The following is a 15,920-nucleotide window of genomic DNA, read 5'->3' as shown; positions in this document are numbered from 1 at the left end:
CCTCCATAAATGGTCCAGCTATAATAGGACGGCGCTGTCAATATTTGTAAAAATATTTTCTTTCATTTCACTGCCGGACATCGTTGTTACCACAGTATTATTGGGTACATTGACAATAAATGCTCCCCTGTCACTTATGATCACCACGTCCTTTGCACCTTTGGAACGGGCCTTTTCCACTGCGGACTGCAGATCTTGTATAAATGAATCCGACATTTCAATTCCGCGCTGATTGACCCTCTCTGCAGCATGGCGAGAAAACTGGAGTTCTTCCGTTTTATCAATCCTGCTTTGAAGGATTTCATTAAAGCTGCCTGCCGGTTTTGATATTGCGGCAGCATTCCGCAGCTTTAGCTGCCTTAATTCCTCATGCTGATTTATTTTGCCTAGCATTAATCATCACCTTCCGCATTCTAATCGGTACTGGTTTTGTTATCTGCATCCGGATCCTCGGCTCCATCGACATTATTACCTTTATCAGGCTCCTTGGCTCCATCAGTATTATTATCTGTATCTGGATCCTTAACTCCGTCATCCTTTTCTGTCCCATCTGAAGGTTTATGCCCTTTTTCATACACAGACATGATACTGGAAACCGGATAGCCTGTCTTATCATCGTCGTCGATGAAAAGAGTTGGCACACCTCCAAAAATATCGACTCTCGTCACAGTTCCTGTGATTTTTTTAATTGACCCATTCTTCTCCTGGACTCCAAGCATAACTTCTTTTCCCATCATGGAGGTTCCATAATTGATTGTATTGACCTGGGCAAAATCTCCCATTGCAGTGGAGAAGTTGTTCATAGCCTGCATCATAGCGATCTGAGTCATCTGAGTCATCATCTCTGAGTTATCCATTGGGTTTGACATGTCCTGATTTTGAAGCTGTGCTGCCAAAAGCTTAAAAAATCCCTCTGTTGTTAATTCACTGTTACTGGTGGATTTCGCCCTTTCCTTAAAAGCCTCCAGATATTTAGTCGAATCAACTCCATTTACATTTGCCATCGTTTCTCTCCTTATCTGTAACCAACGCCGCTTTCTTCAGTGCTTTCCGATTCAAAAATCCCAAGTCTCAGCTTTTGTAAAAAGTCCCCGCTGTTTTCTTCCCTCTGACTTTCCTGATGCTGTCCACGCTGTTCCTGTCTGCTGCCCTGTTCCTGCTGCTGGTTTAAGTAATCTGGTTCCTGCTTGTCTACCAAAACTTGGAAGGGCCGTTCTAAATTAGATTCCAGAATGGTACCTAAATCGCCTGCTGACTGGGATAAAAGCTTTAAAGTTCTGCTTTCCGTACACAGAAGGGAAACGCTGATCTGATTATCCTCATAGGAAATTCTGATCCTGATTTTTCCCAGGTTATGGGGTTCCAATTGGATATCCAATTCCCCATTTCCTTCGTGAATCTGTTTTAAAATCTGTTCCGACAGCTTCGCTTCCAATTCTTCCGAATTATCTGCTCTTACAGACATATGGACTTCCTCTGGCTTTGCAGAAGAACTATTCCAGAAACGTACAGGCTCAAAAGGTTTTTCCGGAAGGCTTTTCTGGATTTTGTCCTGATCTTCTTCCCAAGGGCTTGGTTTTTCCTGTGAACCACTCCTTTGAAGATTTACCATCGGTTCCTCTTCCACTGAATCTGAAACGGTCTCTGCTGCCTTCATTAGCTGCTGTAACGATAAAGTATCATTCTTCTCTTTTGAGTTTACAGCTGTTTCCGGATTCTGTCCGCCAATATCCTCAATAACAGGGTTTTTCTCTCCTGCTTTTTGCATCATTGTCTTCGAGAATAGGGGGTCTGGAATTTCTTTTGAATTATCCGTCAAGGTTCCCAATTTTCCATCTGCAAGGCTATCTGTTCCCATACTGTTTTCTGTCAGCTGGTTAAAACGGAACCGATCTAAAGTACTAAACGAATCCATTGTCTGGATTTTTCCACTCTCTTCCGGTGCCAAAACCGTTGCTTCAGCCTCTCCGATGGTTTCCATAATCTGATCCGTCGGTTCCTGTCCAGCCATTTGGAACTTTTCCTCCGGTTCCTGAATTCCCGCCATACCGGCCGCAGCAACTAGAGCCGCAGCTTCTGACGCAGACATCTTATCTTCAGAGGACTCCCCTGATTCCGGGCTTTTTCCATCCTTCTTCTGATTGCCGCTTTTCAGCATAGCCTTAAACTCGGATTGACCGTTAACAGCCTTTTCTTCCTTTTTCTTACTGCCAGTCATCTGTCTGGATAACAAATCAACACTACTGTTCTTTACCTCTGTCATCTTCTCACTCCTTTCTTTTCATGCTGTTAAGCATTTGATTGTATGGTAACTGCCGAACGTTTTACGGCAGGATTACCTGCTTCCATGTACTGAGGTTGTGTTGGAAACGAACTCCTCAATGAACAGTTCCTCACTACGCAAAACCTCTTTGTTATACTGCAAAAGCTTCTTTTCCTTCAGCTTTTCAATGGAAACCACTTCTTTTCTGGCCTCCACCACTTCCTCCCGTTTTTGTTCCTCTCTTCTTTGCAATTTCTGAAGAACTCCTTGTTCGGTAAGAATTTTCTGCTGCATAAAGGTTATGTAGGTTCCATATTCCTTCATCATATTAACAGCGATACCCTGGCCGATCTCTTCCTGAAGCCGGTCACAGGCATCTCTTCTTAGGTCTGACAAATCCTCAACCTTTTTTTCCTGCCTGACCACCTTATCCACGATCTGGGCGTGTTCGCTTTTTAAATTATCAAGTACCTGGTCCTTATAATTTAATACTGTATTAAGTGGAAAATTAAACTTCTTCATGCTCCCCTTCCCCTTTCAGCATTTATGATATGATCATCTTGATTTTCTTTAAGACCTCTTCATAACTGGCTTGTTCCTGTATTCCCTGACACAGGAACTGATTGATCTTATCAATTTTAGATATAGCCATATCAAGCTTTGGGTTGCTGCCGCTTTTATAAGCTCCAATGGAGATAAGATCCTCATTTTTCTCATAAAGGCTTAACATATCCCGGATTTGGGAAGCTAATTTCCGGTGTTCCTCTGAAACGATGTTTGTCATCAGACGAGAAATACTGGCGCTGACGTCAATAGCCGGGAAATGGTTGGCATTGGCCAGCTTTCGGCTCAGTACAATATGGCCATCCACAATACCCCTTACTGTATCGGCAATAGGCTCATTGGTGTCATCACCCTCCACCAAAACCGTGTAGATTCCTGTAATGGAACCTTGTCCAAAGTTACCGCTCCGTTCCAACAGCTTTGGAAACTCCGCATAAATAGAGGGAGTATAGCCTCTTGCCACCGGAGGCTCTCCGATTGCAAGCCCTATCTCTCTCTGTGCCATAGCAAAACGGGTTAAGGAGTCCATCATAAGCAATACATCCTTGCCCTGATTCTTAAAGTATTCAGCTATGGTAGTGGCAACCAATGGACACTTCATGCGAAGCATGGCCGGCTGGTCTGATGTAGCTACCACCAGCACAGAACGTTTCATACCTTCCGGCCCTAAGTCTTTTTCTATAAATTCTCGGACCTCTCTTCCACGCTCCCCTACCAGGGCCACTACGTTAATATCAGCCTTTACATTCCTGGCAATCATGCCTAGCAAAGTACTTTTTCCAACTCCACTACCTGCAAAAATTCCGATACGCTGGCCTTTTCCAATCGTATTTAAGCCATCAATGGCTTTGACACCAAATTCCAGCTTTTCCGTAATGGGCGGACGGGTCATGGGATTAATATAAGGATTTTCTACGTAATAGTACCGGGGAGATTCAAAAGGTCCTTTTCCATCCATTGGTTCTCCCTTTGCATCGATGATTCGACCCCTTAAAAAATCTCCTACCGGTACCTTCAACCTGCGTTTTGTATTCCGAACAAAGCTGCCCGCTGCAATTCCATTCATATTTTCATAGGCCATAAGCTGTATTTTGTCATCTTTAAAGCCTACCACTTCAACCGGTATCTGCTCCTGCCGGTCTTCATTATAAATATAGGCTATGTCTCCAATACTGGCCCTTCCTCCGGAGGCTTCCATGGACATCCCCACAATGTTTTCAATCTTCCCGATATGGTCGATTGTCTCAGTCTTAGTAATGAGATCCGTCAATTCCTTAAACATGCAGGCTCCTCCTGTTACAGTCTGGCGTTATTAAGTATTCCCTTTATATTTTCCAGCTGTGTATTCACGCTGACATCAATAATCTCCTCCGGAAGCTCAATGATGCAGGCTCCGTCTTCCTCATGATCCATAGCAATAATCTTAATATTACCGGAAATGTGGGACAATTCACTTAGCAGTCCCACATCTCCCTGTATCATCATTCCCGCATCCCTTTGGGATACATAAATTTTCATCCACTGGGTTTTCTTAAGCTTTCCCGCAGCAGCTACGATCATGCGCTTGATAATCTCTCCGCTGGAGCGCAGACTGGTCTGAATCACCTTCTCCGCAATGGTCAGAGTGACTCTTTTTAAATCATCAATATATTTATCCAGTATCTTCTCTTTCTCTTCCGTAACGCTTTCAATCGCATTTTTCATGGCTTCCAGAAATTCTTCCTGGCGTGCATCAAGAACCTCTTTATGAGCTTCGTAGGCTTTACGGAAGCCCTCCTCATATCCAGCGTCATATCCGGCCTGATGTCCTTCTTCCATTGCCTGAGCACGGAGTTCTTCGCCGTCCGACATGGCCTGGTTGAGGATATCTTCCGCCTCTGCCTTGGCCTGGTCCAGAATCGCCTGGGACTTCTTTAAAGAATCTTCGTACATTTCAGTAGTTTGAAGATACCCGTCATATCCTTGGTCCGCAGATTCCTCCTGCCCCCATTCATTCTCCGGGTTCTCGTTTCTTCTTACCATGATATCTTCAAATTCCCTGGTAAATCCGTATTCCAGAACACGTTCCGCCATCTGCACAGACTTTATAATATTAGACAATGACATCATCCTTTCCGCCCTTGCTGATGATCAGCTCGCCCTCTTCTTCCAGACGCCTGATGATACCGACAATCCTCTGCTGAGCCTCTTCCACATCTTTCAAGCGTACATTAACCGTAACTTCCATATCGGACTGGATGCTTTCTTTCATACGAGTTGACATATTGGAGAAAATAACAGATGTAATCTGCTCGTTTGCATTCTTAAGGGCATAAACCATGTCACGCATATCGCACTCTCTGATAAAGCGCTGAATGGAGCGATTGTCCATGGTAATGATATCCTCGAATACGAACATCTTCTTGCGGATGGTATCTGCCAGCTCTGCATCTTTTCTTCCCAGTTCGTCGAAGATAAGCTTTTCGTTGCCACGGTCTATATGATTCATGACGTTTGCTATGTAATCAACGCCTCCCACGCTGGTATAATCGGTAGTAAGAATGCCGGAGAACCGCTTCTTGATCTCCTCTTCCACAATTTTAATTCCTTCAGGCGAAGCGCTTTCCATTCTGGCAATGGCCTCCACTACCTGCATACGCTTTTCAGGAGCAAGCTCTGAAATAATATTAGCCGCCATCTCTTCATTTGTATAAGAGAGAACCAGAGCAATAATCTGGGCTCTTTCATGCTGCAGAACGGAAAGCAAGTTCTTTACGTCGCTCTTCCGGATAAATCCAAAAGATCTGGATTTCAAAGACTGCGTAACCTTTTGAAGCAGGCTGTTGGCCGTACTTTCACCGAATGCTTTTTCCAGAACAGTTCTTGCATACTCCAAGCCACCGTCAGTCACTACCTTTTGAGTCAGGCATGTCTTGTAAAATTCATCTAAAATGGCTTCTGTCTGCTCTGCTTCCACATGTCCAAGCTTAGCTACTTCAAGAGTTAATTTCTCAATCTCGTCTTCACTTAGGTACTTGTATACTTTAGAAGCCTTATCCACTCCCAGTGAAACAACCACTGTCGCTGCTTTTTGTTCGGGGGTTAGATTAACCATTGTTACCGCCTCCATTCAACCATGTTTTTAGCAGCTGAGCTGATATCTCTGGGTTTTGCTCAGCAAACTCGCGGACGGACTGGCGCAGCTCTGCTCCCCTGTCTTCTTCAGGTTCCAGAATCACCTGTTCTCTTTCATCTTCATCCTGCAATTCCGCCGTAACCGCCAGTTCCGGTACATCTTCCTGGCTGATCTCCATGGCTTCCATAAGATCATTTTTCTTCCGTCTGTGTCTTACTGCCAAAATGATAATCAGAACGAGAAGAACGACTCCCGCCAGAGCTGCAATCAGAATCCACTGATTAATCAAAATACCGTTGGTATTTGCTTCCACAGGAGTTTCAGGTGCCTTGGGTACATCTACAGTATAGAAGGGTGCCGCTACGGCGGTTATCTTTTCTGCACGATCTGTCTGAGGGATTCCAGCCGCATTTCCAGCCAGATCTCGTATGTCATCAATCGTCATACTTCCGAAGCCGGTCCCATTTACCACTACAGAAACAGTCAGGTTTTCCAAAGTTCCCGGATTGACTTGACCCTGTTCTTTTATCTGGTTTAAAAGATATTTTCTAGTAAGACTGCTGGAGCCGTATGCATTCTCTGCAGCAGTTCCTCCCGCATTATACTGTGGGATGTCCGCATTGGCCTCTGAACCGGCCACACCGGAAGCGTTCTGCCCACTTCCTGAATATTCTTTAAAGATGGATTCCTCGGAAGTAAGACCCGTCTTATCTTTTTCATCTATCTTTTCGGGCGTATTGTAAACAATGCTCTCCCGAATCAGCTTTTCCATATTGACCGTGCCTTTTACGGATACTCGAACATTACCGTTTCCGTATACAGGGCTAAGGACATTTAAGACCTTTGCTGAAATCTGATCTTCGATTACCCTGGTGATCTCTTCTGCGGCCTTGCCGTTGTTGATATCCTCGTCGTCTGAACTAGTGGAAACTTCTCGTCCGTTTCCATCAAATACAGAAACATTGTCAATGACCATTCCTGGGATACTTCTGGATATAAGAAGCTGGATGGACTTTGCCTGCTCTTGCGTAGGCGATCCTCCATCTTTCATAACCACAACAGCCTGGGCACTGGACTCCTGCGTCTTATCATCAGACAGTGCATATCTGGAAGGTTCTCCCAGAGCTATGGTTACATATGCCTCCTGCACGCCATCAAAGACCTTAATCGTAGAACCAATTCTGGTTTCCAAATCATATAGTTCAAACCTACGCCGGTCTGAATCAGTCGTCATCAAGTTTACATTACTTCTGAATACATCATATGTAAAACCACTTTTTGGATACCCTTCTGAAACTAACTTTGCCCTGGTTGTGTCTAACTGGGGTGTAGGCACCAGAATGTCACCGTTTTGATACTGATAATCGATTCCGTCTTCCTGTAATTTACCAATGATCTGTTTGGCTTCATCACTGCTGACACTTGGAAACATCACCTCGTAAGGCTTTTCCCGCATGGACAACGCGATCACAATCGCTCCCACCACAACCGTAACGCCCACAGCGCCGATGATTATGGCTTTTTTTACTTTATCATTTAGCTTTTCTAAAAGTTCCTTTATCTTCTCCATTGTACCTGTCCGCCCTGTTATCTACTTAAACGCCGATTCTTATAATCTCATTGTAGGCTTCCAGTGCCTTATTCCGAAGAGATGTTAAGAGTTCTACAGATAACTGGGCTTTTGCTGCCGCTGCCGGCACGGTATGCGCATCGTCAATCTGACCTGTTGACAGTAAATATTCTTGTACCGTTAAATCCGCATCCGTGGTTTTTACGTTCTGAATGGCTTCTTTAAATATATCCCGAAATACCGAACTTCCATCCTGTCCGGTTGTCACTTTCTTTTCGCTTCCTATATTCCCAATGGACTCCATGGGGATCATAGGCCTTATAAACATCTGCTCCATCTCATTTACCTCCCGTTTTAGCCTTTAATAACCGTGCGAAGCCTGCTTACTTCACTATTCAACGCGTTCAGCTGATACTGATACTGAAGAGTTGTCCTAGCCAGTTCCACATTCTCTACATCCATGTTGACATTGTTTCCGTCCATTCTCGCTGATTCATCTTTAGTTTCATGGATAAAATGTCTGGAGTTGCCTATGATTCTTCCTATATCCTTTGATGTGCCCTCTCTGCTGGCCATTAAGCGTTTACGGAATTCATCCTCAAAAGTAACATAACGGGCCTTATAACCTGGGGTTTCACCATTGGCAATATTATCCAATGTTACCGATTGCTTGGACCACAGGTAATCCAAAGTTTTTTCCGCCATGGAAATGTTATTTCCAAATATCCCAACCATCCTATTGCTCCTCACTTTCATTCCCCTTGAAGATACATGGGAATTGTATTTCACCACAAGAAAATTACCTTCTCCAGTTAAATTCAACAGGATTTTCCTTTTTTTTTAATTTTTCTGTAATTTTTCTTACTATATTCTACATTTATTTACAGATTTTGTCAAGAAAGTTGTCAGGAAATTTTCTTTAAATCTTAAGATAATGTCAAAAAAAATAAATCCTGATTTCGGAAATGATAATCTTGTCTCAAAAATGTCAGACAGGTCGCTCATCCGAAATCAGGAAATTAAATTTATAACAATGATTTTTCTATCAATTTTTTTATTTTTGTAGAGCTTGTTTCTTCCGTATATGGAAAAAACACCAGGTCAGCTCCCTGCTTTTCCAAAAAGGTTTTCTCTCCTAACCAGTCCGGGTTATCTATATAATCGCTTCCTGAAAACTGGCAGTCGAAGTGATACATTCGATAAGCATTTCTAGTTCCGCTATAATGAAACGGTATCTCAACAGCTTTATCCACATATTTACAAGAACGGACTAACTCTATTCTTTCATGAAATGGAATATACGGATCCGCTTTTTTATAATTCCTAACACCTTCATCCGTTACTACTCCTACAATCAGATAATCACACTGCTCTTTTGCCCTTTTGAACATATTCAGATGCCCTATATGAAATAAATCGAATACTCCAGCAATATATCCGGTATGATACTTTTTTGGCAATGAATCCATATCTTTTACAGTAACCGGCATCACTTCCTGTTTTCCAGGAATTTCTGAATTCGTATCATAGATACAATAATCCGTCACCCCCATTTGCTGCAGCTGATGAACAATGGCAACATAATTTTTAATGCATATAATAATCCTGCTTTCCTCTTTTGGTATTTCCTCAATGATATGAGGCGACTGAATCTCAATACCTTCCAATCTGCTTCCCCACTTTGATAGGTCATTATCAACGATAGCATAAATTTCATACTGGTTTTTAAATTGAGCAAGAAAACTCTTTGTAAAATTTCCCGAACCAAATAGAATCAGCTTCTTCTTTTCTGCATTTCGGAATATATCTACAAAAATCTTTTGATACTCTGGGGCAGAATAATTGATTCTCTGTCTGTTGGTATGTACAACATCCTTATTTCTCTGGAATTTTTCATTAAAGCTTCTTAATTCTCTTTGATTTCTCAGTTTTGTCATGAACTCCCAGGACATACGATACCATAATGCCATTTTCTCTTCCAGGCCATACTTTTCAAAAAAATATTTCCTTGGAAGTATTGCTTCTATATCCAAATCACCAGTATAAATTGTTTCAATCATCCTGAGAATAATAACATTGGCCGGATAATTTTCTTCATAGAATTCCTGATCATAAAAAACATATTTCCCTTTATCATAAAAGCAATTAAGAGGGAGCAGATCCAAATACCCTCTTCGTAAGAGAATCCCCATCTCTTCCTTAGATTCTTCTGCTTCTACATGCTCCGAAGACTGCAAGATGAATCCCCGAAACCTCTCTACTTCTTCTTTAAACAACTCCAGATCTTCTCTCGCCAACCTACGAAGGTGGGACACTGCTGTTTCACTTTCCACATAAGGCATATGATAGGAATTACAATAGCATTCTCCTTCCAATACATTCAGCCCATGATTCCTTAAATCTACCTCATTCTCTTTGATTTCTCGCAGCTTATGTATTCCTTCCTCAAACAATGCCCGTTTTTCTACCATATGATTGTTCCTGATAATCGTTGCCATGGCATTCTCCCTGCCCCGATCCATAGAAACAGTTACATGATTCACATTTTCAAATGTATTGTCTATAGAACATTCTATTAAAAAAGAATTAGCCATCGTATGGAACATTCCATTCTTAATAATACTCTTATATAGATATTCCTCTTCAAGAAATATAGAATCTGGGTAACGATACATGGGAAAAAGCCTGATATCTAATTCTTCAACAGGAAGATAGTCTTCTGAATAAATCAACTGAGGCAGATCCAAGTTTGGCAAGACCGAATAGAATTTCCTATTCGACCACCCCGATGAATCCAATATACTGCATATTTCCTCCTTGGAATAATTCCGTCCCTTAAAATTCTTTATATCCCCATTTAAAAGGGTGCGGTAATTCTCTATTCCATCAAAGCTTCTATTAGTGAAGGAGTCTCTATCACCACAAAAATAACGCAATCCCAAACGGTTATCCATGCCAAGAAGTAGCCTTCCTTTACTATTCAGCAAACCTCTCCATGCAGAAAGAGCCTGAACCGGATCGGTAAGACGCTCTGCGACACCAATTACGACAATATAATCAAAGGCTTCCTTATGTTGGTTTAAAAAACCTTCGCACAAAGCGGCAGTTCTATCTACGCAGATGACCTTCTTGCATTTTTTTTGCAAAAGCTCTTTGATACTGCTCTCCCTGTCCTCAATACAAAGAACCTCTCCTTCCACACAAAAATCATACCAGTTAAGCAATCCTTTAGGCATATCCCAAATCATTTTATCCACATCCATAGCTGCCTCCGTATAAAATTCTGATTATTCTTTATTTTCCAAGACATTCATCATATATTCATGTACTTTGACTCCACAAGTTCCATCCAGATTAGCGGCCAAAGTGGATAATTCCTCCAACTGCCTTCCTCTAACTTCCCCCAATCTATTATTAATCAAATCCTCCACAAATCCTTCAAATGAGAATATCTTACTTTCTCTTCGGAAAAAGCCACACTTTTTTTCTATCTTTTCAAAACCATCCTCGCCTTCTGTCAGTTTTACGAAGTTCTCTTCGTCAAGGGCAGGATAGTACATCTCATATGTTTCATCCTCCACACGGATCAATGCTGTGGCATCATCATAATGTCTCTGGACTATAATAACATCCCGATCTATCTTTGCACCAAATTCACAAGATAAGAAAAATTCAGGATTATAGCCATTGGCCTTTTCCTCTGCCTTCTTCCAGAAATCTTCTAATAATAGAGATGACTTTCCTGTTTTCTTGTCCAATTTCACCATGCAGTTGGAAAATCCCGGTACAGTCACCACCCAATTTTCCATATCTATCAAGGATAAGTGGGCCAAACTCCTACCCATTACATTATGCCAACATCGAAAGCCCTCAGGCATGGGGAACGTTTTAACCTTCCCTGAACGCCTATCCCATCTGACTACATTGCCACTATTTACCTCAGCTAGCCATAAGTAACGTTCCTCCACTATGATTCCTGAGTAGCCGCTTTCCATGCTTCCTACAGAATAAATCGTATACGTTCCATCCTCCATATTAAACCGTAGTATGCGATTGGTATAAGTCGCAGTGAGCCACATATCTTTGCCACTTACTGCATATCCATAAATCGTTCCTTGCTTAGTAGCTTCATTTTTACCCACTTCTTTCCATAGTTCTTGCATGCATTCCGTATGGTAGCTCCATTCTCCCGTTTCTGAATTAAGTTCTGCGATGTAGTCATCTATCAAAGGTAAATAAAATATCCGGTTGCCATAAGGTATAATGCACCTTCGCATTGCGCCTTCCTCTATATCCTCTTCCCCAATCAACTTCATCTCTTGGGAATTCATATCATATACTGCAGGACGTCCGGCAAAATATGGGGAAAGAAAAATGCTCTTACCTATTGTCGTAAGGAAAGGATATGCACTATGCCATTTGAGCTGCTCTTTCACACGGCCCACATAATGCACCAGATTTATACTGGCATCCGCATAGAAAAGGGCATTATAACGGTTAGTTGTTAACCATATTTTATCCTCCAGCTTTACCATATCGGAAATATGGACCTTTCTTTTCTCCTCATCCATAAAAGCATTTGTAATGTGATTATTTAGTATGAAAATCGGTTTCCCTGCCGCTCCAAATAAATAGATTACCGATGTACCTTCCTCTCCTATGTAAGCATCAGATATGGCGACTGCCCTTGAGATATCCGGTGTTTCATCCAGTACACCAATCTTATTTTCGATAAAATATTCTTTTAGGCTATCATACTCAGCCAGCAAGTGAGGCCTCATTGATCTGATCGTTGCGGCTAGAAGAGGATGGGGTCTCCATATAAGTGCCACTTGGTTATGGGAGCTTATAACCTCACAAAGCCTCTTGATTTTTTGCAAATATACGCTTCCCTCTTGCAAAAAACACCCAATACTGGTATTCAGCATCAATATTTTTTTTCCATTCAACAATGGCTTCCATGTTTCAGGAATAATGATTCCTTCCCTACAAAGCCTAATCACCTGGTCCAGCTTAGGTGATCCAAAAGGTAATATTTTATCATAGTAGTACATGCCCGTACAAGAATGCTTGCTATATTCTGACTGCGCTACCATGTAATCCATATGTTGGTATACAGGAAATGCTAGATGCTCTTTGGGAACAAGACCACTAGTAATATAGTAAGGTACATATACTAATTTTCTAACATGCCGTTTCAATTCTCCAGAATAAAATCTCGAATCTACCCTTGTTACCAAATTGCAATCATCATATGGATTATGTACATAGGCTAAATCAGGATGACTCTGTTCTAAGGAATAGTCATTGTAATGGACAACTGGAACTTCCTCAGAATATTGATCTCCATCATAGTGATATATCCACCTGTTAGCCTGTGAATTAAATTCATAATATGGTATGGGAACCACATAGCATTCGCACCGCTCGTCCTCTCTGCAGGCTCTCCAGATACTCTCCAGGCTATCCCACATAGAAGCCTTATAAGGCATAAAAACCACTTGATAAGTGGAAGGAATGTCAGTTAGAAGAACCTTGATCCTATCCGTGAAATTATTTAATATCGATGTTTTCTCCTTGCTAATAGTTTCTTCCTGCAATTCCGACAGATAAAAGGATTCCTCACAGTATTCTTCAAGAAGAGAGACGATTAGCTCATGATCTGATGAATCCCTCTCCAGTGCTTCACCTATCGCTATTGCGGCATCTTGACAATCCGCAAGCATCTGAATTATTTGTTCTTTGTTCGATATTGAAGATAGTGAACCTTGTAATTGCTTCATAGAATCCAGCAGATTCAAGAGCTGTTCTTTAATAATTGTACGCATAATTCTCTGCTCCCCTTGCATTTCTATACCTATTCACTAGATAAAAATATCTACCCATACGCATTCTCATAATGATACTGCGTACTTTTTTGTCTTCAATCCATCTAGGGTTGTCTTTGTGATCAAATCTATTTCTTCCAGTCTTCCAGCATAACCGGCAAAATATATTCTTGAAATGTATTTTCCCATAAGCCCTGTTTCTTTAAAATAGACTGGATCTCTTTCATATTTTGTTGGTTTAAACCAATAATGATTCCGGTACCTTCCCATGAATCTTTAAAATCTAGCAGTGGTATAACTGGATGATTCTGGAGTTCTTCCGGGTTCATCCCTTTTTGAGTTACCAAAAAGCCCTGAAAAGCGATTCCATTTCTCAGCATATATCTACCATACTGTTCGGCCATTCTACCTGCGCCATAAATGTATATAGTGTGATATTTTTTACAGAAACTGCGAAGCCGGTGGATTTTTTTTGTATCCTTCATACATGCTTTTAAATCATTAACTGCGATATAATATGCCAACTTCGGATTCAGACAAGCCAGGCTCCATAACTGGAAGGTGTTTAAACGGGACATATCCTTTAAAACTTTCCTATATCTAAGAAACGTATGTACATTATAAACATTCCCACTCCGATAGTGTAAAAAAGACCTTGGAGTCAGGCACGAGTAATACCCTAATTTATTAATTACATCCTTTTTATTTGTGTAACACTGAGGCAATGCATCTATTGTTGACGGCCAATATTCACATAAAATTTTAAAGGTATCATGATACCATCCTCCTGCAAGCTTAAACCGAGATGTCCATACCCCTCGGTCCACGGTAAGATGATACGCACAGAATTTGTCAAGATTACATATCATTTCAAAGTAATATCCAACATGAGAGTAATTAATACGATCAGGAATCTCATACTTTTCTTTTATGCTCACCCACGGAATTCCTTTGAGCATAGTACTTACATTCAAAATCACAGCCCCAAAAAGAGTCATATACCAGGCACAATTCTGAAACAATTCATTTTTATCTATATACTCTCGTGTTCCAAGCTGCCCATCATCAGTACCACTAACGATTAACATATCGTACTTACGATCAAGCAATGGAAGAATCTTTCTTATTGCTAATTCTGAAAAACGTACAGAATCTCCACAGACCCAGAGATAATCATATTTCTGCTCCATTCCATATTGCTCAATAATGTGCAGTACCTTTTTATTGGCATGCCAAGTAGTTGGTATGCGGATGTAGTGAAGATTCTTATATAGCATCATCCATTTTTCTACCACTAGTCTGGACTTTTCATTTTCGCTGGAATCATAATAGTAAATATCAATACCTAAGTCAAAGAATAATCCTAAAAACTGTTCCAAAAATTCCTCTATCATTATGCTTCTGTCATATGTTACTATGCAGAAAGCAAGTTTGTACCTATCCATTATATCTTCTACTTCCTCCAGATTATTCTATTCACAATTCCGGTATAGCTTTGGATAAGCTTTACTACTTTAGTTGACACATTTAGGTCCATATAATCTGGTACATTGACACCCAACTCATTATTCTCCTGCATTCCCCTAACAAGCTCAACAGCCTGTACTACCTGCTCCGTAGTAATATTTCCAATCACAAAATTTCCCTTATCTAAAGCTTCTGGTCTTTCGGTACTAGTTCTTATTGAAATAGCAGGAAATTTAAAAAAAGAGGCCTCCTCTGGTACAGTGCCACTATCTGAAACCACGCAAAAGGCATTTTTCTGCAGATTGTTATAATCAAAGAATCCAAATGGCTTTAAGGTTCTCACATTAGGATGGAACTTAAAGTTTCTCTTTTCAATATATTTTGCACTACGAGGATGAGCACTATAAATTACTGGAATATTATACTTCTCTGCTATTGCATTAACAGAACTCATTAATTGTAAAAAGTTTTCTTCATTATCAATATTTTCTTCACGGTGTGCAGAAAGTAGGACATAGTTTCCTTTCGTTAATCCTATTTGCTCCAACACATTACTATTTTCAATTTGATCGATATATTTTGCTAAAACTTCAGCCATAGGAGAACCTACAACATAAGTAAATTCCTTTTTGACACCAGCGTTTTCCAAATTTCTGCGTGCGTGTTCAGTATAACATAAATTAACATCGCTTGTAACATCAACAATTCTTCTATTAATCTCCTCTGGAAGATTTTCATCAAAACATCGGTTACCTGCTTCCATATGAAATATCGGTATTTTAAGTCTCTTTGCAGAAATCACTGATAAACACGAATTAGTATCACCTAAAACAATCAACGCATCTGGTTTCACTTCTTGCATCAATCTATAAGACTGAGATATTATATTCCCCATGGTCTCTCCCAAATTGTCACCAACTACTCCTAAATAATAATTAGGAGCACGTAATCCCAAATCATTAAAAAACACTTCATTAAGTGTGTAGTCATAGTTCTGACCTGTATGAACCAATATATGATTAAAATACTTATCACAAGATTTAATAATCTCCGACATCTTGATGATCTCTGGACGTGTCCCAACAATAGTCATCAATTTTAATCTCACCACAT

Annotated in this window: 14 protein-coding genes; all 14 read right to left on the bottom strand. The window is 40.8% G+C overall.

Annotation, left to right across the window (positions count from 1 at the left end; genetic code table 11):
* Window positions 1-18: 18 nt before the first annotated feature.
* Complete coding sequence (locus ACHZES_RS18600) at window positions 19-393, bottom strand: TIGR02530 family flagellar biosynthesis protein (RefSeq protein WP_092243361.1); 375 nt, start codon at window positions 391-393, stop codon at window positions 19-21.
* Window positions 394-413: 20 nt separating this feature from the next.
* Window positions 414-1,004 carry a flagellar hook capping FlgD N-terminal domain-containing protein gene (locus ACHZES_RS18595; RefSeq protein WP_395549009.1) on the bottom strand — a complete coding sequence of 197 codons (591 nt, stop codon included), beginning with the start codon at window positions 1,002-1,004 and terminating at the stop codon, window positions 414-416.
* A gap of 11 nt (window positions 1,005-1,015) precedes the next feature.
* Window positions 1,016-2,263 carry a flagellar hook-length control protein FliK gene (locus ACHZES_RS18590; RefSeq protein WP_395549010.1) on the bottom strand — a complete coding sequence of 416 codons (1,248 nt, stop codon included), beginning with the start codon at window positions 2,261-2,263 and terminating at the stop codon, window positions 1,016-1,018.
* Between the two features lie 72 nt (window positions 2,264-2,335).
* Window positions 2,336-2,785 (bottom strand): flagellar export protein FliJ, encoded by a 450-nt coding sequence (fliJ, locus tag ACHZES_RS18585; protein ID WP_092243352.1) that lies wholly within the window; start codon window positions 2,783-2,785, stop codon window positions 2,336-2,338.
* Window positions 2,786-2,807: 22 nt separating this feature from the next.
* Window positions 2,808-4,109: a flagellar protein export ATPase FliI gene (gene fliI / locus ACHZES_RS18580; protein WP_092243349.1), complete on the bottom strand. Its 1,302-nt coding sequence runs from the start codon at window positions 4,107-4,109 to the stop codon at window positions 2,808-2,810.
* 14 nt (window positions 4,110-4,123) lie between these two features.
* Window positions 4,124-4,927: a FliH/SctL family protein gene (locus ACHZES_RS18575; RefSeq protein ID WP_395549011.1), complete on the bottom strand. Its 804-nt coding sequence runs from the start codon at window positions 4,925-4,927 to the stop codon at window positions 4,124-4,126.
* A complete protein-coding gene (gene fliG / locus ACHZES_RS18570) occupies window positions 4,920-5,921 on the bottom strand; it encodes a flagellar motor switch protein FliG (protein WP_395549012.1) in 1,002 nt (333 codons plus the stop codon). Before fliG ends, ACHZES_RS18575 begins: the two co-directional genes overlap by 8 nt.
* Window positions 5,914-7,512 (bottom strand): flagellar basal-body MS-ring/collar protein FliF, encoded by a 1,599-nt coding sequence (gene fliF, locus ACHZES_RS18565; protein WP_154525412.1) that lies wholly within the window; start codon window positions 7,510-7,512, stop codon window positions 5,914-5,916. Before fliF ends, fliG begins: the two co-directional genes overlap by 8 nt.
* 25 nt (window positions 7,513-7,537) lie before the next feature.
* On the bottom strand, window positions 7,538-7,849 hold the full coding sequence (locus ACHZES_RS18560; protein ID WP_092243339.1) for a flagellar hook-basal body complex protein FliE: 312 nt from the start codon (window positions 7,847-7,849) through the stop codon (window positions 7,538-7,540).
* Between the two features lie 17 nt (window positions 7,850-7,866).
* Window positions 7,867-8,247 (bottom strand): flagellar basal body rod protein FlgB, encoded by a 381-nt coding sequence (gene flgB / locus ACHZES_RS18555; RefSeq protein ID WP_092243337.1) that lies wholly within the window; start codon window positions 8,245-8,247, stop codon window positions 7,867-7,869.
* 290 nt (window positions 8,248-8,537) lie between these two features.
* Complete coding sequence (locus tag ACHZES_RS18550; RefSeq protein WP_286173511.1) at window positions 8,538-10,775, bottom strand: adenylyltransferase/cytidyltransferase family protein; 2,238 nt, start codon at window positions 10,773-10,775, stop codon at window positions 8,538-8,540.
* Window positions 10,776-10,799: 24 nt separating this feature from the next.
* The gene (locus ACHZES_RS18545) at window positions 10,800-13,340 is read right to left on the bottom strand and encodes a hypothetical protein (protein WP_154525414.1); all 2,541 of its coding nucleotides are present in this window, start codon (window positions 13,338-13,340) and stop codon (window positions 10,800-10,802) included.
* A gap of 128 nt (window positions 13,341-13,468) precedes the next feature.
* Entirely contained in the window at window positions 13,469-14,734 is a 1,266-nt protein-coding gene (locus ACHZES_RS18540; protein ID WP_404820259.1) for a hypothetical protein, read from the bottom strand.
* 59 nt (window positions 14,735-14,793) lie between these two features.
* On the bottom strand, window positions 14,794-15,918 hold the full coding sequence (gene wecB / locus ACHZES_RS18535; RefSeq protein WP_395549095.1) for a non-hydrolyzing UDP-N-acetylglucosamine 2-epimerase: 1,125 nt from the start codon (window positions 15,916-15,918) through the stop codon (window positions 14,794-14,796).
* Window positions 15,919-15,920: the final 2 nt, after the last annotated feature.

The sequence above is a fragment of the Lacrimispora sanguinis genome (assembly GCF_044987295.1).
Classification (GTDB): Bacteria; Bacillota; Clostridia; order Lachnospirales; family Lachnospiraceae; genus Lacrimispora; species Lacrimispora celerecrescens_B.
This window is presented reverse-complemented; position numbering and strand designations above follow the sequence as displayed.